Source organism: Pseudomonas sp. R5(2019), assembly GCF_009905435.1.
GTDB lineage: Bacteria > Pseudomonadota > Gammaproteobacteria > Pseudomonadales > Pseudomonadaceae > Aquipseudomonas.
Genome location: NZ_JAAAMT010000001.1, coordinates 107,798 through 125,818 on the forward strand (window position 1 = coordinate 107,798; position 18,021 = coordinate 125,818).

Genomic DNA, 18,021 nt, shown 5'->3' on the forward strand with positions numbered 1-18,021 from the left:
TTTCAGGCGATACCGTCGAATACAACCTGGAAGCGCATTTCAGTTTTGCCGCGCTGCTGGGGCAACACCAAAATGCAGCGGCCAGTGCCTACAGTGATATTGCCAGGCGTCTTGCCCAGGCCATACCGAGCCTGCGCAGTTACGCCAACCAATACATGCGTTCGCAAGTCAGGCAACTGACAGGGGTGGATGTCGACCCGGAGCAGATCTACCTGCACTATTTCCGCGGGGCGGTGAGCAGTGACACGGCGTTCACCGGTTGGGTCCATCCGCAGCAGCCGGTCCGCTCGTTGACATTGAGCACACTGGCATTCGCGAATTTTACACTCGAAGACGAGTTGAGCGGGCCGGGAGACCTGGACCTGACGGCCGGGTTCTATACCCAAGGGCCGGGAAGTCTCAGCGGATATGGCGTCGGCAATGAGTTCAAACTCTTGCCCTCCCGATTGATGGCGCTCAATTGGACCCACGATTTTTATACCGGCTACAAAGCCATCCTTGACGGGTTCTGGCAGGCCCACAGCGCGGATTTCCGGCTGCTGCTCAAAGGCCAGTTTATTGCAGCCTGCCGGGCCGGTCGTCAGGCAAGACGTCTCACGGAAGCAGACTACAACGCCTTGATGCTGCACGCGGTTCCTGGCCTGGATTTGACTGCCAGCGTGACGCTTGAACAGCTGCAGGCCGAACACCTCAATAATGCTGGCGTAGTGCGCCGCTTCGACCTTTACGGTTATGCATCGAGCGATATCCTGCATTTCGCTCTCGCCGGTGGCCGGCATGCCGTGTTCATACCGGTCCCCGCACCCATACTGGTCGTCTTCGAATCCACGCCCGCGTTGCAGGCCTGGGTTATCGAACAGGCCCGGAACCCGGAGAAGCGCTCGGCGCTCGCCGCACACTTTTCCTTGTATGACCGCCAGGACGGCAAAACGTACTCGGGGGTCGACAGCGCGCTCAAAGGGCTGGCCGCGGGGAGTTGGGCGGTCGACACCATTGACCTCAAAGACCGGGTGATCGCCGGGGACGTGTTCAGCAGTACGACCCAGCAGCTGCGCGATCGCTACAACCTGGATGCCGACACCCTGATCAAATCCAACGGCGAATTGAACAAGGAACTCTGGATCACCGACCTGAGCGCGTTCGAAAAGGTGGTGCTGCCCATTGCACCGCTGGGGGCGCCTATCGCAGTGGTGGCGGCCGCCGGCGGTGTCGCCCTGCTGGGACTGGGACTTGACCAGACCGTCGCAGCAGACTCCTTGCCCGACCGTCAACAGGGGGCCTGGACAGCTTTTTTCGCCACGCTGGATATCCTGTTTTCCGCCGGCGCTGCTCCCGAACGGGTAATAGAGGACGGTTTAGAGCTGACCGAGCCAACGGAAATCATTGAGCACGCGGCGGTGCCCGCGGGGATACTACAAGGCCAAACCGCCGATGCCGACGGCATTTACCGCCTCGGGAACCAATGGTTTGTGCGCAGCTTTGATCAGGTGTACCGCATTTCGGTGGCCCCTGTGCGGGACCAGGTCAAGGTCATCAATCCAACGGGCGAAGACGCCGGGGCGCTGTTTTTCTTGCGTCGTGTAGGCACTACCGATCAATGGGCGAGGCTAGGGTTGAGCGGGGGGGCACCGATCGCAGAAAACGCCATGGTGCGTCAGCTCATCTGGCGTGACACCAACTGGAAAACCGGTGAGGTCAATTTACGCGCCAGGTTCGGCGGCTATATAAAGGCCGTTTCCTATGACTTGCTGGAAAACGCATTCCAGAAGGTGTCGCGCAACAGTACCACGGGGCGCTGGGAGAACCTTGACGGGGGCAGGCTGTACCGTCCCCAGCAGGGGCAGATGGTTGATGTGGAGCCACTAGGGGAAGTGCTCGACAGTGAGCGAATGGCCACACTCAGGGCGCTGGATATCGATTTGCAGCTGCCGGTGGACTTTTCACCCGTGGACACCGACACCCTGGCCGATATCCCTCCGGTCATTCACAGCGTTTGGGTAGGCGACAAGCTCATCAATGCCAAGTTACTGGCTACTCTGCAGAAAAACGCCCAATTGGCGTCAGAAGGCGCCAGGCCTTATGCACTTGAACTGCACTTGTCCAATGAGCATGCGAGCGTGTTTGCCGAAAACAGGCGCTTGCTTCAACGCCATGCACCGGCGGTGCAGATTGAGGTGCTGGAAGAGAGTGCGTTCTATCAGGCGTTCAGTGCCAGTCAGTATTTCCAACAGTATCGCGCTGCGCTTGAAGGCAACGGCGGGATCGCGACTAACTTCTCTTCGGCGGCGGATGTCCTGCGTTACCGTTTGATGGCCTATGAAGGCGGGTTGTACCTGGATCTGGACGACACCCTGCAAGTAGCGCCCGGTGCATTAATCATCAAGACTTCGCCCTCGGGCCTGGCCCTGCCAGCTCCGGTCGGGCAACAGATATTGGGAATGGATGCCGAGTTCAATACCAGCTTTTTCGGCACGCAGAAAAACAACCCGACACTGGAGGCGATTTCCGAGGAAAGCTATCGCAGGTATCAGCAAGACCCGGGGTTGTATACGCGCCAGCGGCCGTATCTTGGGCAAGATGACAATGACGTGTTCCAGGGCTACATGAGCAGTATTTCGCAGACCACCGGCCCCGGTGTGTTCAACCACGTGATCGACGAACGGTTGCCGGATCTGCAGCAGATTCGGATGTTGTTCAAGCTGATGTCGCGACGCATCATCGTGCCGCTCGAAGACCTTGATGAGTGGACCAGCCAATTGACCCAGCGCTTGCCGTTGATGCATGCCTACAGGATTGGCAGTGAGCACAGCTGGAAACAAACGCGTTAGCGGTGCCGTATCCGCTGTGCCGGCGTCCGCGAAGACGGCGGCACAGTGGTTGTCGGGTATCAGTCCTGACGGCTGGTGACTTCCAGCAGGTGATAACCGAACTGGGTTTTCACCGGACCTTGCACCACGTTGATCGGGGCGCTGAACACGACGGTGTCGAATTCCTTGACCATCTGGCCTGGGCCGAACGAGCCCAGGTCGCCGCCCTGACGGCTGGACGGGCAGGTGGAGTTGGCTTTTGCGACTTCGGCGAAATCTGCGCCGGCTTCGATTTGAGCTTTCAGTTCATTGCACTTGGCTTCAGTGGAAACCAGGATGTGACGGGCAGTGGCTTTGGCCATGGGAACAACTCCTTTTTCAGAAAGGTAGAAAGCCTACCGCAATCGGTAGGCGCTGTCTCATGCCGAGGCAGCAACGCTGGCGTTCTGGCGCTGCAATTGTTGTGCAGCGTCGCGCAACAGCTGTTCGGTGGCATCCCAGCCCAGGCAGCCATCGGTGATCGACACACCGTAGCGCAGGTTCTCCCCAAGCGCCTGGCAGCCTTCGAACAGATGACTTTCCAGCATGACTCCCACCAATGAACGGTCGCCTTCAAGGCGCTGCTCAAGAACGTCCTCGAACACCTGAGGCTGACGGTTGGGGTCCTTGCCGCTGTTGGCATGGCTGCAATCGACCATGATCCGTGCCGGCACCTTGATCCTGGCCAGTTGCTGATGGACATCGGCAATGCTCTGGCGCTCGAAGTTGGGGCCACCATGGCCGCCGCGCAGCACCAGGTGAGTGTCCGGGTTGCCTTGGGTTTCAATGATTGCCGGATGGCCCTGGGCATCGACACCGAAATGGCGGTGAGGGTGTGCCGCGCTACGCATGGCGTCACACGCGATGCCGATGCCGCCGTCGGTGCCGTTCTTGAAGCCGACTGGCAGTGGCAGACCGCTGGCCATTTCGCGGTGAATCTGCGATTCGGTGGTGCGCGCACCGATGGCCGCCCAGCTCAGCAGGTCATCGAAGTAGCCGGCCGCCATGGGCTGCAACAGTTCGGTGGCAATCGGCAGACCGAGCTTGATCATTTCCCGCATCAGCTCGCGAGACAGGGTGAGGCCTGCGACCATATCGTCACTGCCATCCAGACGCGGATCGTAGGCCAGGCCTTTCCAGCCCACGGTGGTGCGGGGCTTTTCGACGTAGGCGCGCATGACCAGCAGCAACTGCCCATCGACGTCCCGGCTCAAGGCGGCCAGGCGTTCGGCGTATTCCAGGGCTGATTGGGGGTCATGCAGGGAGCAGGGGCCGACCACGACCAGCAGGCGTGGGTCGCTGCCGTCGAGGATGGCGCGCACAGCTTGGCGGTGGGCGCTGACTTGGGTGTGCAGGCGGGTGGAAAGTGGTAGTTGCTGTTTGAGCGCATGGGTGCTGGGCAGGCGCTGGCTGGCAGAGTTGGCGGCAAGCGGCAGCTGTTGGGCGTTCAGCGAAGACAGGGACAGGGCAGAGTTGGACGAATTCATGTTCAGGATTCCCTGGGTTGGCGGCGGGTCTGTCCCGCGCGCTCAACCCTATCGAGGTGTTCGACAATTGGCCGTGACGGCGTCGTGTGTGTGCTTGCCACCCATGCGTGACCGATCGGAGGCGGCAGGCTGTCCCGAACGGAGCTGGCTAAATCGCCATGCGCTGAAGCTGTCGTAACGGTAATAGGTGGCGTAGTTCATGTCGTAGTCCTCAATGTCGATGCGTTTGGGGGCCTGAAAAACAAAACCCCCGGTCGGGGAGCCGACCGGGGGTTAGATTTCTCTGCCTGGCGACCCCTGAGTTGCGGGCGCCGTGATGGGTATCAGGCGCGCCGTTGGCTAAACCAATACCCAAAATAAGTGTTGACCGGAGCCGCTGTCACACAGGCAGCCGCTACGGTCAGGCCACGGGGGCTGGCGGCAGTTTGAGCGGGGGTGCGAGTGGTAGGGGACATGCTGTTCTCCAGTAAGTGCGCCGAGCTTACTTCACGGGTGTGCGTGGATTCAATGGGTTTTTGCGATGAGCGTGATTGAAATCGCAAAGGCATGAGCTGATTCATGGCAATCAGCTGCTATACCTACAAATGCTTTCATCCCCCCTATGGAGCCAATTGATGAAACTGGCAATGATGATGGGCGCGTTCTGTCTGACCGGTTTGAGCCTCACAGGATGTTCGAGCAGTGTGGTCAAACCCGATCAATATTCCGGCTTTTTGAAGGATTACAGCCAGCTCAAGGAGGCCAGGTCTCCTTCGGGTGCCGACGTGATGCGTTGGGTCGATCCGAACCTGAAGCTGGCCGATTACAAGAGTGTGTATATCGAGCCGAGCCAGTTCTACCCTAAGCCCGAGCCGACCGTGCGCATTCCGCAAACCACGTTGACGGGCATTACCCGCTACTACGACCAGGCCCTCCAGCGTGAACTGGGCAAGTCCATGCAGGTGGCGACCGCTCCCGGGCCGGGCACGATCGTTGTACGCCCGGCGATCACGGCGGTGAGCAGCAAGACCGAAGGTCTCAAACCCTACGAAGTGATCCCGGTGGCGCTGGTGGCAGCGGCGGTCAGCACGGCGTCGGGCATTCGTGACCAGGAAACCGAAATCGCGACGGAAGCGGCGTTTCTCGACGGCGGCAGCAACAAGGTGGTTGCCCAGGTGGTGCGCAAGGGTTCCGGCAAAACCCTCGAGAACAACAGCCAGGTTGTGGTGCCGGACGACGTCAAGGCAGTGCTCGACGGCTGGGCATCAGACCTTCACAGGTCCTACATGATGCTCAAGGGCCGCTGAGTCCGACGTAGGGTGTTTGTCTGTCGAGGTCGATTTGTGCCAAGCTTTATTGTCTTATTTTTCAAGAGGGTATGTTGGTTGACACCGACATGCCCTCGCTCTGTTCAAACAGGATCCTGGCGTGCCTGAGTTACCCGCAATCACCGAACCCCTCACCGCTTTACAGAACCCCTTGATGCAATACCTCAATCGTCTGGTGCCTTCCAGCCAGTTGACCATGAAGTATGTGTTGCAGGACGCGGCGGATCGGCTCGGGTTTGAAGACGCCGATATCCGCGACGTGCCCTGGCACCTGCTGCAGCCGGGGCATATCACGGCGCTGGTGGCGGCCCTGCGAGAAGACGGTTACGCCCCCAACACTTCCTCGCTGTACGTCAATGCCGTGCGCGGGGTGATGAATGAAGCCTGGCGCCTGAAGCTGATTGATCAGGACCACCTGCAGCGCATCCGCTCGGTCAAGCCCGCACAGGGAACGCGCCTGAGCAACGGCCGCAACCTCAAACGCAGCCTGATTCGCGAACTGATGGAAGTTTGTGCCGCCGACCCGCGACCACAGGGACTGCGCGACGCCGCGGTGATTGCCCTGCTGTACGGCTCAGGGATGCGCAAGTCTGAATCGGTCAACCTGGACCTGGGCCAGATCGACTTTGCCGAGCGCAGCCTGCAAGTGCTGGGCAAGGGCAACAAACAACTGATCAAGTACGCGCCGACCTGGGCCTTTGACAAGCTCAACACCTGGCTGGAATTTCGCCGTTCGCAGTTGCCTGAAGGGCAGGGCGACGATGAATTTCTGTTCAACCGCATCCGCCGCGGCAGCCACATCACCCGCGAGCGCATCACCAAGCACGCGATCTACTACATCGCCCGCCAGCGCGGTGCTCAGGTCGGCGTGAAAATCATGCCCCACGATTTCCGCCGCTCGTTCATTACCCGGGTGATCGAAGAGCATGACCTGTCGATTGCGCAGAAGCTCGCCCACCACACCAATATCCAGACCACCGCCAACTACGATGTGCGTGATGACAACGAGCGGCGGCGGGCGGTGGATCGGTATGATTATTGATCAGGGGTTTTCCAGGTCATGCCCCAACGACTGGATAAACAACGAAAACAATTCCGGCTGCGACGAGATATCCAGCTTGGCATAAAGATGCCGACGATGAACCTTGATCGTATCGGGCGAAATTCGCAGCCGTTCGGCCATCGCCTTGGATGACCCCCCGCAGTATCACAATGCTGGAGTGGGGACCGTAGGAGCAAGGCTTGCCTGCGATGGCATCACCGCAATTTACCAGACAGACCGCGTCGCCTGCATCGCGGGCAAGCCCGGCTCCTACCTCGATCTGTATTCATGCCGATGACTGCACAGGTTCAAATTCTGGAGTGGTGAATGTGGGGGAGCAAGGCTTGCCCGCCCGCGATGGGCTGCAAAGCAGCCCCAGTCTTTCAGTCAGCGCTCACCTTCCAATGCACCGCATCCGCCGGAAACACCACCTGCTCGACCTTCTGCGCAATCCCGCACACCAGCGAGTCCCGCGCTGCGATCACGCGCTCTTCCGCCGAGAGGCATTTGAAGATATCCAGCGGCTCCGCCGCGTTTTCGGTCACTTCCTGGTAAATATCAGCATAACGCTGCAAGTCATTGTTCAAACTGAAGAAGTACTCCCTGAGCCGGGAGTGTTCAACCGAGGTCTGGCTGAAGTACCAGTTCATCGGATGAATCAGAAAGCGCGAATGGGGCGTTGCGATCCGTTCGCTGCCGGCGAGGTACACGACAATCCCCATGGATTCGATATTGCCCGCGTTGATCGTGCGCACCGGTATCGGCAGGGATTTGATAAAGGTGTAAAGCGTAAAGCCGAAGCTGGTGCTGCCACCGGAGGTGGAGAGGTTCAGCCAGAGGGACGTGGCGCCCTTGTCGAGGGCTTCCAGGCAGCGGTCACGAAAGCGTTCGTGGGTGCCCTGGTCGATGTGGCAATGGAAATGGACGATATGCTGGGTCACCGTGCAGATCCTTGTGCAAATAAAAAGGGCCGAAACGCAAGCTTGGCTCGCGTCCGGCCCCCGGTCAACCGATCAGCTAGGCCTTGTGGCTACCACCGCCGGTTTTTCCGCCTTTTTTCTCGTCAGCAGGCATTTTTTTCGCCCGATCTTGTGGCATGTTGCCACCCGAGGCGCCGCCAGACGAAGCCTGGCCTCCTTTTTTGCCGGCGCTCGAGGCTTTTTCGGGGTTCGACTTGCCAGTGTTAGCCATGATTCTTTACCTCTGTTATTTGTATGGACGAGAACTCCCGCCTCACCTTGGATGTGAAAGGTGTTTTGCAACAAAGTTTAATAATCCTGCAAGCGGCTGACGAACGGTAACTTCGCTGAAAAAGCGGCAGTTGGTACGCAAGTTAACGGGACCGCAATAGCGCCAGTCATGCTGATCAGCCGCCTCCAGTCCCGTTAAAGCAGCTTCCAGGTATAACTGAGAATCAAGCGGTTTTCGTCGATATCGGTGCGGTAATTCGAGCGTGCCGCGACGTTTCGCACTCGAATTCCCAGGCCCTCCAAGACGCCGGACTGCATCACGTAGGCTATATCCAGGTCACGCTCGCGATCCTTGCCTTCATAGCCTTTGCCGGTATCGACGTTGTCACCTGTGATGTAGCGCACGGTGGTGGTCAAGCCGGGGATGCCCATGGCGGCGAAGTCGTAGTCATAGCGAGCTTGCCATGAGCGTTCATCAGCGGAGGCGAACTCGTAGGTGGGCACTTCGTTGCCCAGCGGCGAGATATTGGCAAACACCCGCGGGAACGCGCTGTCGCCATACATGGCCTGGTAGCCGACGTAGAAGGTGTGGCCGCCACGCTTGGCCGAGAGCAGCGAGAAGAAGGCCTGGTTGTCGATTCTGCCCAGCATTTGCTTGCCCTCTTCGCTGGAGTCGAAATAGCCCAGGTTCGCGCCCAGCACCCAGTCGCCGACCGGCTCACTGTGCTTGAGGCCAAAGAAACGCTGGTCATAGATATCTTCCAGTTGCGCGTACCAGGCGCTGGCGGTGGTGCGTTTGTCGTTGAACTGATAGTCGGCGCCGACATAGTTGAAGGCATCGCTGCTGACCTGACGCTTGGGCACATGGCCAAGCATGGCTTGCAGCTTGTCGTCGCCGGATTCGTTACGAAGGCTGGTGGAGCGCAGTCGACCGCCTTGAACGGTCAGGCCGTCGACCTCGCTGGAGGTGACGCTCGCGCCCTGATACGAGGGCGGCAACAGGCGTATATCGCTGAAGACCAGCACCGGCAAGTTGGGCTGCAGCTCACCGACACGCAGTTCGGTTTTCGACACCCGCATCTTCGCCGCCAGACCCAGGCGACTGTAATTGTCGGCGGCCTCACCGTCTTCCTGCACGGGCAACAGCCCGGTGTTGACCCGGCCCTTGCCGCTGTCGAGCTTGATCCCTAGCGTACCGATAGCATCCAGGCCAAAGCCCACGACGCCGGGTGTGTAGCCGGACTTGAAATTGAGGATAAAACCCTGAGCCCATTCCTCGGCCCTGGACTGTTCGCTGCCACGGATATCGGAGAAGTCACGGCTGAAGTAATAGTTGCGAGCTTGCAGGGTGGCGCTGGCGTCCTTGAAGAAGCCACCTTCTTCGGCCAGCAGGCAAGGGGATGCGCCAAGACACAGCGCCGCGGGAACCAGCACGGTTGCATAGGGAGTCGATTTCATTGCTTTGCTCTTGTTTTTATATAAAGCAGTCGAGGGACTGGACGTCGCGAGGGCAGGTTAGGGGGCGGGAAAGGCGGGCTGATATCCGATTTTTGCAGAGTGTTATCCGGTTTGCGCAAAATGTTTAGTGTGTGTACCTAGCTGTTCTGTCAGTAGACGGGCCTGAGGATGAGCGATAAGTTTGTGCCGACGACGGATATTTCAGGGAATCGCAGACATGAGAAATACGCGTGGTCAGTTGATCGGGACAAATCTACAAGGCTCAGTCATGCTCGGCCTGAGCCAGATTCAACGTTCGGCATCGGTGTATACACCCTTTGGGCATCGAACAGCGCTGAAGGGAGAGAGTGCTTCGTTGGGATTCAACGGTGAGCCGGTAGAGTCTGCAACGGGGTACTATCTGTTGGGTAATGGCTACCGAGTATTCAACCCGGTGCTGATGCGCTTTCACAGTCCTGACGGCTGGAGCCCTTTTGGTTCTGGGGGATTCAATTCATATGCGTACTGCTCCGGGGATCCGGTTAACCACGTTGATCCTACGGGGCATCGGAGAGCGCTACCGCTCCCACGCAATCTGCGACCGCTTAGCGGCCTCGACCACCTCGAACCCATTACAACACCTCAGCCAACGAGGCTGACTCCCCGAGCAGGCGAAGAGCCTGGACTGGTGACAATACCCCGAGCTCAAAGAGAAGCCCAACGAGCGCTGCTTCAACCACAGCCTCGCCAGGCTACAGACTTGTTCGCGGGGATTCCCGCAGCGGGTGACGGACGCCCTGCCAACGTACAGCATCAAGTCGCGCCGGGACCTTCCCTGTTGGACCTGTTGTTGAGTGGACCACGTTTGAATACAGGCGCTAATGCGGGAACGGCGGTTGAGAACACTCCGCGGACGGGGCCCTTAACGACCATTACGGCTCCACAGGGGCCGGCGCGTACAACCCTTGGACGCCATCGCGTGCGGCCCTATGAGAGTAACCGCCGGATTCGCGACTAATCCGAACTTCCCGAATTACTTACGGAGTGTGTTGGCGGAATGCCCGGACTCCTCCAGCAACTCGTCTACGACATCCAAACAATGCCGCAACCCCGGCGACACATCCCCCACCCTCCGGCTGATGATGATCGGCGAGGTGGCATTGGCATCGAGCAACGGCGTGTAACCGATATCCGCCCGGTGCAGCACCTGCACCGACGCCGGCACCAGCGTGATGCCGATGCCTGCCGCCACCAGCCCGATGGCGGTTTGCAGTTCGTTGGTCCACTGCGCCACCTTGATGCCCAGGCCGTGGGCATCGAACAGGGCGATCACATGGTCGGCATAGCTCGGCCTCGGGTTGCCCGGATAGAGCACAAACGGCTCGCCAGCGAGGTCCGCGAGGGTCACCGGGCCCTTGAGCAGTGGGTGGCCGGCGGGCAGGGCGGCGACCAGTCGGTCTTCGGTCAGCACTTGCTGTTCAATCGCCGCATCGTCGATGCGAATTCGCCCGAAACCAATGTCGATACGACCGGCCTTCAGCGCCTGGACCTGCTGCAAGGTGGTCATTTCCGACAAGCCCAGTTCCAGCTCCAGGGTGTCGTCGTGACGCAGGTGACGAATCAGGTCCGGCAATACTCCATATAAGGTCGAGGGGGCAAAGCCGATGCCCAGCCAGGTTTTTTCACCCAGGCCAATGCGCCGGGTGTTGTCGCACACCTTGTTGAGCTGTTCGAGCAGGGCACTGGAGTGCTCATGAAAAAACCGCCCGGCCTCGGTCAGGCGCAAGGGTCGCGAGCGTTCCAGCAGGTTGACCCCCAGTTCCTCTTCCAACTGCTGAATCTGTCGGCTCAACGGCGGCTGGGCGATGTGCAGCCGCTCGGCGGCGCGGGTGAAGTTGAGGGTTTGAGCCAGAACCTGAAAATACCGCAGGTGGCGCAGCTCCATGATGACCTCCAAGGCTAAGTCGATACTCTACAGGTATCGTGCCAGACCAAATCAATATTGGCACCCGAAAACATCCCGTTTCAGAATCGACCCCAGAACTCAAGAACCTCACGGGTATCGCCATGCTTGCTAGCGCCATTCAATCCATCGAGACGATCATCGTCGATCTGCCGACCATTCGCCCGCACAAGCTGGCGATGCACACCATGCAGAACCAGACCCTGGTCATTATTCGCGTGCGTTGCGCCGATGGCATCGAGGGGGTCGGCGAATCAACCACCATCGGTGGCCTGAGCTATGGCAACGAGAGCCCGGACAGCATCAAGACCAACATCGATCGCCACTTCGCGCCGCTGTTGATTGGCCAGGATGGCGCCAATATCAATGCCGCCATGCAGCGCCTGGACAAAGTCATCAAGGGCAATACCTTTGCCAAGTCCGGCATTGAAACCGCCTTGCTCGATGCCCAGGGCAAACGCCTTGGCCTGCCGGTCAGCGAATTGCTCGGTGGCCGCGTGCGGGACAGCCTGCCAGTGGCCTGGACCCTGGCCAGCGGCGACACCGCCAAGGACATCGCCGAAGCCGAACAGATGCTCGACCTGCGTCGCCACCGGATCTTCAAGCTGAAGATCGGTGCCGGTGAAGTGAACCGCGACCTGGCCCACGTGATTGCAATCAAAAAAGCCATGGGCGAGCGCGCCAGTGTGCGGGTTGACGTCAACCAGGCCTGGGACGAAGCCGTGGCCCTGCGCGCCTGCCGGATTCTGGGCGAAAACGGCATCGACCTGATCGAGCAGCCGATCTCGCGCAACAACGTCTCGGGCATGGTCCGTTTGAACGCCAGCAGCCCGGCGCCGATCATGGCCGACGAGTCCATTGAGTGCGTTGAAGACGCCTTCAACCTGGCCCGTGTGGGTGCCGCCTCGATCTTCGCCCTGAAAATCGCCAAGAATGGCGGCCCGCGTGCCGTACTGCGCACCGCGGCCATCGCTGAGGCGGCCGGCATCGGCTTGTACGGTGGCACCATGCTGGAAGGCGGAATCGGCACCCTGGCTTCGGCCCATGCCTTTGTCACCCTCAACAAGCTGATGTGGGACACCGAACTGTTCGGCCCGCTGCTGCTCACCGAAGACATCCTGCAAGAGCCGCCTCACTACAGCGACTTTGAATTGCATGTGCCCAAGGCCCCGGGCCTGGGCCTGAACCTGGACGAAGAACGCCTGGCGTACTTCCGTCGCGACAAATCCACTGTATCCGTCTCACACGCTTAAGGAGCGCGTCATGCTGTTCCACGTCAAAATGACTGTAAACCTGCCCGTCGACATGGAGCCTTCGCGCGCCGCAAAGCTCAAGGCCGATGAAAAGGAACTGGCCCAGTCGCTGCAGCGATCGGGCAAATGGCGTCACCTGTGGCGCATCGCCGGGCTCTACGCCAACTACAGCGTGTTCGATGTGGACAGCGTGCAGGAACTGCATGACCTGCTGATGCAGTTGCCGCTGTATCCGTATATGGCGATCGAAGTGAATGCCCTCTGCCGGCACCCGTCTTCGATCCATGAGGATGACCGCTGATCTGCCCTTGATGCCTTGTGTGCACAGCTAATAAATACAAGATGAGGATGTAATCATGAACGTGAAAATTTCCCACACCGCCCAAGCGCAAGACTTTCTCGAAGAAGCCAGCGGCCTGAAGAACGATGCCGGCAATCCGCGTGCCAAGGCGCTGATCTACCGCATCCTGCGCGACACCGTGAACATCATCGAAGACCTGCAAGTCACGCCTGAAGAGTTCTGGAAAGCCGTCAACTACCTGAACGTGCTGGGTGCTCGTCAGGAAGCCGGGCTACTGGCTGCCGGGCTGGGCCTTGAGCATTACCTGGACCTGTTGCTGGACGCCGCCGACGAAGAAGCCGGCAAGACCGGCGGCACCCCGCGCACCATCGAAGGCCCGCTGTACGTGGCCGGCGCGCCGCTGTCGAACTTCGAAGCGCGCCTGGATGACGGCACTGACCCGGCCGTCCCGCTGTTTATGAAAGGCCGCGTCACCAACGTTGACGGCGAGCCGCTGGCCGGCGCCATTGTCGATGTCTGGCAGGCCAACACCGCCGGCACTTATTCGTACTTCGACCCGTCGCAGTCCGAGTTCAACCTGCGCCGCCGAATCGTTACCGATGCTGAAGGCAATTATCGCTTCCGTAGCATCGTGCCGTCGGGCTACGGCTGCCCACCGGACGGTCCGACCCAGCAGCTGCTCGATGAGCTGGGTCGTCACGGTCAGCGCCCCGCGCATATCCACTTCTTTATCTCCGCGCCGGACCATCGCCACCTGACTACCCAGATCAACCTGGACGGTGACAAGTACCTGCACGACGACTTCGCCTACGCCACCCGCGACGAGCTGATTGCCCATATCAGCTTCAGCGAAGATCAAGACAAGGCCAAGGCGTACGGCGTAGAGGGGCGCTTTGCCGAAATCGACTTCGATTTCACCCTGCAAGCTTCGCCTGAGCCAAGCGAGCAACAGCGCCGCGAGCGGGTCCGCGCGCTCGAGGACTGATTCAGCGCGTCACGGCCCGGGCCGCAAGACAATGCCATTTGTCTTGCGGCCTTCCGTGTTTGTGTCAGGCCGCACATAATGGGTGCATGTGATGAAGCCCTATAACAACAATGAGAGTGTTCGTATATGGAAGCGCGACTACTGAGTGAGCGCAGTCTGGTGTTTGCCCAGGCCGATCCCTATGCGGTGTCCGGCTATGTGAATGAGCACGTGGGCAACCATTGCATTCGCCTGCCCAAGTCCGGCAGCCCGCAGGCGCACCTCAACCACCGCAAGTTTGCCAGCCTGGATCTGTGCCGGATCAGCTATGGCGGCAGCGTACGGGTGACGTCGCCAGCGCTGGAAACCATTTATCACTTGCAGGTTTTGCTGCGTGGCCACTGCCTGTGGCGCGGACATGGCCAGCAAGAGCATTACTTCACACCCGGTGAGCTGCTGTTGATCAACCCGGACGACCCGGTTGACCTGACCTATTCCGACGATTGCGAAAAATTCATCATCAAGCTGCCCACCAGCGTGATCGAATCGGTGTGCCAGGAGCAGCGCTGGCTGCACCCGGGCCAAGGCGTGCGCTTTCTGGAAAACCGCTATCAGCTCGGTTCGCTGGAAGGCTTCGTCAATCTGCTGGACATGGTCTGCCAGGAAGCCGAGGCCAGCGACAGCCTGCCCAGGATTCAGGAACACTACGCCCAGATTGTCGCCAGCAAGATGCTCAGCCTGATGAAAACCAACATCTGCCGCGAAGGCCTGGGTTCCCAGGCGGCGACCTTCGAGCGGATCGCCGACTACATCGAGCGCAACCTCAAGCTGGACATCTGCAGCGAAGAGCTGGCGCGCCAGGCGCAAATGAGTTTGCGTTCACTCTATGGCCTGTTTGAACGCAACGCCGGTACCACGCCCAAACACTACATTCGCCAGAAGAAACTCGAGCGGGTCTACGCCTGCCTGAGCGACCCCAGCTGCACCGTACGCAACGTCACGGAACTGGCCATGGACTATGGCTTTTTGCACCTGGGCCGCTTCTCCGAAAACTACCGCAACCAGTTCGGCGAATTGCCGTCCGACACCCTCAAGCGCCGCCACTGATACATCGGCGCATCGGCCATCCCCTGTAGGAGCCGAGCTTGCTCGCGATGGCGTCACCGCGGTGGGTCTGGTAGACCGCGGTGACGCCATCGCGAGCGAGCTCGGCTCCTACATCATTAGTACCCAACCTCATCGATTCCTCCTTTGCACAATTCGGATAGCACTCTGCATCCAGCGGATATTGGCTGCCTGCCCGTCGGCCTAGCATGAGCCTTGCCTGATAAAAACAAACGGAGGCCCCGGCCATGACCCTCGGAGTCGATTACCTTAATGCCCTGCTGGAAGAAGATCGTGAAAAAGGCGTCTACCGCTGCAAGCGGGAGATGTTCACCGATCCTCGATTGTTCGACCTCGAAATGAAGCACATCTTCGAAGGCAACTGGCTGTACCTCGCTCACGAAAGCCAGATCCCCGAGAAGAACGACTACATCACCCTGCAGATGGGTCGCCAGCCGATTTTCATTGCCCGCAACAAGGACGGTGTGCTCAATGCCTTCCTCAATGCCTGCAGCCATCGTGGCGCGATGCTTTGCCGACACAAGCGCGGCAACCGCTCTTCCTACACGTGCCCATTCCACGGCTGGACCTTCAACAACTCCGGCAAGCTGCTCAAGGTCAAGGATCCGGCCGAAGCCGGTTACCCGTCGAGCTTCAACTGTGAAGGCTCGCACGACCTGACCAAGGTCGCGCGCTTCGAATCTTATCGCGGTTTTCTGTTCGGCAGCCTGAACGCCGATGTGCCACCACTGGTGGAACACCTGGGCGAGTCGGCGAAGATCATCGACATGATCGTCGATCAGTCACCCGATGGCCTGGAAGTGCTGCGCGGCTCCTCCTCGTATGTCTACGAAGGCAACTGGAAACTGACCGCCGAAAACGGCGCCGACGGTTACCACGTCAGCTCCGTGCACTGGAACTACGCCGCCACCCAGAACCAGCGCAAGCAGCGTGAAGCCGGTGACAGCAACCCGACCATGAGCGCCGGTAGCTGGGGCAAGACCGGCGGTGGTTTCTATTCGTTCGACAAGGGCCACATGCTGCTCTGGACCCGCTGGGCCAACCCCGAGGACCGCCCGCTGTACGAACGCCGCGACGAGCTGGCCCGCGACTTCGGCCAGGCCCGCGCCGACTGGATGATCGGCAATTCGCGCAACCTGTGCCTGTACCCCAACGTCTACCTGATGGACCAGTTCAGCTCGCAGATCCGCGTCGCCCGGCCGATCTCGGTGGACCGCACCGAAATCACCATCTACTGCATCGCGCCCAAGGGCGAGAGCGATGAAGCCCGTGCCCGGCGTATTCGCCAGTACGAAGACTTCTTCAACGTCAGCGGCATGGCCACCCCGGACGATCTGGAAGAATTCCGTTCCTGCCAGATGGGTTACCAGGGCAGCACCACGATGTGGAACGACATGTCCCGCGGCGCCGAGCACTGGATCGAAGGGGCCGATGAAGCGGCTCAACAGATCGAACTCAAGCCACTGCTCAGCGGTGTACGCACCGAAGACGAAGGCCTGTTCGTGCTGCAACACAAGTTTTGGCAGGAAACCATGCTCAAGGCCCTGGCTGCCGAGCAGTCGAATCTGATCGCGAAGGAGGGCGGGCTATGAGCGCTTCCTATGAAACCGTGCGTGACTTCCTCTACCGCGAAGCGCGCCTGCTGGACGACAAGCAGTGGGACGAATGGCTGGAACTGTACGCCGTCGACGCCACCTTCTGGATGCCGTCCTGGGACGATGACGACGAGCTGACCACCGACCCGCAGCGGGAAATCTCGCTGATCTGGTACGGCCGCCGCGAAGGCCTGGAAGACCGCATCTTCCGGATCAAGACCGAGCGCTCCAGTGCCAGCATCCCGGACACTCGCACGTCGCACAACCTGAGCAACATCGAGATCATCGAGCAGAGCGAGGGCGTGTGCCAGGTGCGTTTCAACTGGCACACCCTGAGCTTTCGCTACAAAACCGTGGACAGCTACTTCGGCACCAGTTTTTACACCCTTGATGTGCGTGGCGAGCAGCCGCTGATCAAGGCCAAGAAAGTGATCCTGAAGAACGACTACGTTCGCCAGGTGATCGACATCTACCAGATCTGAGGTGGCTGCCATGACTTACAAGATCGCACTCAACTTCGAAGACGGCGTCACCCGTTTTATCGACAGCAACCCCAGCGAAACCGTGGCCGACGCGGCCTATCGCCAGGGCATCAACATCCCGCTGGACTGCCGCGACGGCGCCTGCGGCACCTGCAAGTGCTTCGCTGAAGCCGGCCAGTACGACATGGGCCAGGAATACATCGAAGACGCCCTGACTGAAGATGAAGCCGCCCAGGGCTACGTGCTGACCTGCCAGATGCGCGCCGAGAGCGACTGCGTGGTCCGCGTGCCGGCCTCCTCGGACGTCTGCCGCACCCAGCAGGCCAGCTACAGCGGCGCGATCACGGCCGTCGAGCAGCTGTCCGACAGCACCATCGCCCTGAAGATCAAGGGCGAAGCGCTGAGCAAACTGGCGTTCCTGCCGGGGCAATATGTGAACCTGCAAGTGCCGGGCAGCGACCAGACCCGCGCCTATTCCTTCAGCTCCCTGCAGCGTGATGGCGAGGTCAGCTTCCTGATTCGTAATGTGCCGGGCGGCTTGATGAGCAGCTTCCTGACGGGCCTTGCGAAAGCCGGCGACAGCATGAACCTGGCCGGGCCTCTGGGCAGCTTCTACCTGCGCGAGATTCGCCGCCCGCTGTTGCTGCTGGCCGGTGGTACGGGCCTGGCGCCGTTCACCGCCATGCTGGAAAAAATCGCCGAACACGGCAGTGCCCATCCGCTGCACCTGATCTACGGCGTGACCAATGACCTGGACCTGGTCGAAATGGACCGTCTGCAAGCACTGGCAGCGTCCATTCCCAACTTCACGTTCAGCGCCTGCGTCGCCAACCCGGACAGCCAGCACCCGCTCAAGGGCTACGTGACCCAGCATATCGAGCCTGCGCACCTGAACGAAGGTGATGTCGACGTCTACCTGTGCGGCCCGCCGCCAATGGTTGAAGCGGTCAGCCAGTACATTCGCGACAAAGGCATTACGCCGGCCAATTTCTACTACGAGAAATTCGCCGCCAGCGCGGCCTGACACTG

At 60.0% G+C, this 18,021-nt stretch carries 17 protein-coding genes and 1 pseudogene; 11 read left to right on the forward strand and 7 right to left on the reverse strand.

Annotation, left to right across the window (positions count from 1 at the left end; genetic code table 11):
• Nucleotides 1–122 precede the first annotated feature (122 nt).
• Nucleotides 123–2,828: a dermonecrotic toxin domain-containing protein gene (locus GUY40_RS00505; protein WP_371924683.1), complete on the forward strand. Its 2,706-nt coding sequence runs from the start codon at nt 123–125 to the stop codon at nt 2,826–2,828.
• A gap of 59 nt (nt 2,829–2,887) precedes the next feature.
• Here the strand turns inward: GUY40_RS00505 and GUY40_RS00510 are convergent, their stop codons facing one another.
• Both GUY40_RS00510 and GUY40_RS00515 read right to left on the reverse strand, forming a co-directional pair.
• Nucleotides 2,888–3,169 carry a peptidylprolyl isomerase gene (locus GUY40_RS00510; protein ID WP_166566981.1) on the reverse strand — a complete coding sequence of 94 codons (282 nt, stop codon included), beginning with the start codon at nt 3,167–3,169 and terminating at the stop codon, nt 2,888–2,890.
• Nucleotides 3,170–3,226: 57 nt separating this feature from the next.
• Entirely contained in the window at nt 3,227–4,333 is a 1,107-nt protein-coding gene (locus GUY40_RS00515) for a 3-deoxy-7-phosphoheptulonate synthase (RefSeq protein WP_166566982.1), read from the reverse strand.
• 614 nt (nt 4,334–4,947) lie between these two features.
• Between GUY40_RS00515 and GUY40_RS00520 the strand changes: the two genes are divergently transcribed.
• Nucleotides 4,948–5,619, forward strand: a complete 672-nt coding sequence (locus tag GUY40_RS00520; protein ID WP_166566983.1) for a DUF3313 domain-containing protein — start codon at nt 4,948–4,950, stop codon at nt 5,617–5,619.
• Between the two features lie 175 nt (nt 5,620–5,794).
• Nucleotides 5,795–6,682: a tyrosine recombinase XerC gene (gene xerC / locus GUY40_RS00525; RefSeq protein WP_166567181.1), complete on the forward strand. Its 888-nt coding sequence runs from the start codon at nt 5,795–5,797 to the stop codon at nt 6,680–6,682.
• Here the strand turns inward: xerC and GUY40_RS00530 are convergent.
• The 4 genes and pseudogenes from GUY40_RS00530 to GUY40_RS00545 form a co-directional block, all read right to left on the reverse strand.
• Nucleotides 6,683–6,841, reverse strand: a pseudogene (locus tag GUY40_RS00530) (LuxR C-terminal-related transcriptional regulator); the annotation flags it as partial. It abuts the gene before it with no gap.
• A gap of 224 nt (nt 6,842–7,065) precedes the next feature.
• On the reverse strand, nt 7,066–7,623 hold the full coding sequence (locus tag GUY40_RS00535) for an ATP-dependent Clp protease proteolytic subunit (protein ID WP_166566984.1): 558 nt from the start codon (nt 7,621–7,623) through the stop codon (nt 7,066–7,068).
• 76 nt (nt 7,624–7,699) lie between these two features.
• Complete coding sequence (locus GUY40_RS00540; protein ID WP_166566985.1) at nt 7,700–7,873, reverse strand: KGG domain-containing protein; 174 nt, start codon at nt 7,871–7,873, stop codon at nt 7,700–7,702.
• A 194-nt stretch (nt 7,874–8,067) separates the two neighbouring features.
• A complete protein-coding gene (locus GUY40_RS00545) occupies nt 8,068–9,330 on the reverse strand; it encodes an OprD family porin (RefSeq protein WP_166566986.1) in 1,263 nt (420 codons plus the stop codon).
• 268 nt (nt 9,331–9,598) lie between these two features.
• Here GUY40_RS00545 and GUY40_RS28635 point away from each other — a divergent pair, with 268 nt between their 5' ends.
• The gene (locus GUY40_RS28635; RefSeq protein ID WP_371924684.1) at nt 9,599–10,327 is read left to right on the forward strand and encodes an RHS repeat-associated core domain-containing protein; all 729 of its coding nucleotides are present in this window, start codon (nt 9,599–9,601) and stop codon (nt 10,325–10,327) included.
• A 15-nt stretch (nt 10,328–10,342) separates the two neighbouring features.
• Here GUY40_RS28635 and GUY40_RS00555 read toward each other — a convergent pair whose 3' ends face one another.
• Nucleotides 10,343–11,254 carry a LysR family transcriptional regulator gene (locus GUY40_RS00555; protein WP_166566988.1) on the reverse strand — a complete coding sequence of 304 codons (912 nt, stop codon included), beginning with the start codon at nt 11,252–11,254 and terminating at the stop codon, nt 10,343–10,345.
• Between the two features lie 122 nt (nt 11,255–11,376).
• Here GUY40_RS00555 and GUY40_RS00560 point away from each other — a divergent pair, with 122 nt between their 5' ends.
• The 7 genes from GUY40_RS00560 to benC all read left to right on the forward strand — a co-directional run bounded on the left by GUY40_RS00560 (nt 11,377) and on the right by benC (nt 18,016).
• On the forward strand, nt 11,377–12,525 hold the full coding sequence (locus tag GUY40_RS00560) for a muconate cycloisomerase family protein (protein WP_166566989.1): 1,149 nt from the start codon (nt 11,377–11,379) through the stop codon (nt 12,523–12,525).
• A gap of 10 nt (nt 12,526–12,535) precedes the next feature.
• Complete coding sequence (catC, locus tag GUY40_RS00565) at nt 12,536–12,826, forward strand: muconolactone Delta-isomerase (protein WP_166566990.1); 291 nt, start codon at nt 12,536–12,538, stop codon at nt 12,824–12,826.
• 55 nt (nt 12,827–12,881) lie between these two features.
• A complete protein-coding gene (gene catA, locus GUY40_RS00570) occupies nt 12,882–13,811 on the forward strand; it encodes a catechol 1,2-dioxygenase (RefSeq protein WP_166566991.1) in 930 nt (309 codons plus the stop codon).
• A gap of 126 nt (nt 13,812–13,937) precedes the next feature.
• Nucleotides 13,938–14,897 (forward strand): AraC family transcriptional regulator, encoded by a 960-nt coding sequence (locus GUY40_RS00575; protein ID WP_166566992.1) that lies wholly within the window; start codon nt 13,938–13,940, stop codon nt 14,895–14,897.
• Nucleotides 14,898–15,142: 245 nt separating this feature from the next.
• Nucleotides 15,143–16,507, forward strand: a complete 1,365-nt coding sequence (gene benA, locus GUY40_RS00580; RefSeq protein ID WP_166566993.1) for a benzoate 1,2-dioxygenase large subunit — start codon at nt 15,143–15,145, stop codon at nt 16,505–16,507.
• Complete coding sequence (gene benB / locus GUY40_RS00585; protein WP_166566994.1) at nt 16,504–16,992, forward strand: benzoate 1,2-dioxygenase small subunit; 489 nt, start codon at nt 16,504–16,506, stop codon at nt 16,990–16,992. The genes benA and benB overlap by 4 nt, the downstream gene beginning before the upstream one ends.
• Nucleotides 16,993–17,002: 10 nt before the next feature.
• Entirely contained in the window at nt 17,003–18,016 is a 1,014-nt protein-coding gene (gene benC / locus GUY40_RS00590) for a benzoate 1,2-dioxygenase electron transfer component BenC (RefSeq protein ID WP_166566995.1), read from the forward strand.
• Nucleotides 18,017–18,021 lie beyond the last annotated feature (5 nt).

Coding starts and splice junctions, on each gene's coding strand:
- GUY40_RS00510 (WP_166566981.1), bottom strand. CDS start 3,169: ATGGCCAAAGCCACTGCCCGTCACATCCTGGTTTCCACTGAAGCCAAG.
- GUY40_RS00515 (WP_166566982.1), bottom strand. CDS start 4,333: ATGAATTCGTCCAACTCTGCCCTGTCCCTGTCTTCGCTGAACGCCCAA.
- GUY40_RS00520 (WP_166566983.1), top strand. CDS start 4,948: ATGAAACTGGCAATGATGATGGGCGCGTTCTGTCTGACCGGTTTGAGC.
- xerC (WP_166567181.1), top strand. CDS start 5,795: ATGCAATACCTCAATCGTCTGGTGCCTTCCAGCCAGTTGACCATGAAG.
- GUY40_RS00540 (WP_166566985.1), bottom strand. CDS start 7,873: ATGGCTAACACTGGCAAGTCGAACCCCGAAAAAGCCTCGAGCGCCGGC.
- GUY40_RS00545 (WP_166566986.1), bottom strand. CDS start 9,330: ATGAAATCGACTCCCTATGCAACCGTGCTGGTTCCCGCGGCGCTGTGT.
- GUY40_RS28635 (WP_371924684.1), top strand. CDS start 9,599: ATGCTCGGCCTGAGCCAGATTCAACGTTCGGCATCGGTGTATACACCC.
- GUY40_RS00555 (WP_166566988.1), bottom strand. CDS start 11,254: ATGGAGCTGCGCCACCTGCGGTATTTTCAGGTTCTGGCTCAAACCCTC.
- GUY40_RS00560 (WP_166566989.1), top strand. CDS start 11,377: ATGCTTGCTAGCGCCATTCAATCCATCGAGACGATCATCGTCGATCTG.
- catC (WP_166566990.1), top strand. CDS start 12,536: ATGCTGTTCCACGTCAAAATGACTGTAAACCTGCCCGTCGACATGGAG.
- catA (WP_166566991.1), top strand. CDS start 12,882: ATGAACGTGAAAATTTCCCACACCGCCCAAGCGCAAGACTTTCTCGAA.
- GUY40_RS00575 (WP_166566992.1), top strand. CDS start 13,938: ATGGAAGCGCGACTACTGAGTGAGCGCAGTCTGGTGTTTGCCCAGGCC.
- benA (WP_166566993.1), top strand. CDS start 15,143: ATGACCCTCGGAGTCGATTACCTTAATGCCCTGCTGGAAGAAGATCGT.
- benB (WP_166566994.1), top strand. CDS start 16,504: ATGAGCGCTTCCTATGAAACCGTGCGTGACTTCCTCTACCGCGAAGCG.
- benC (WP_166566995.1), top strand. CDS start 17,003: ATGACTTACAAGATCGCACTCAACTTCGAAGACGGCGTCACCCGTTTT.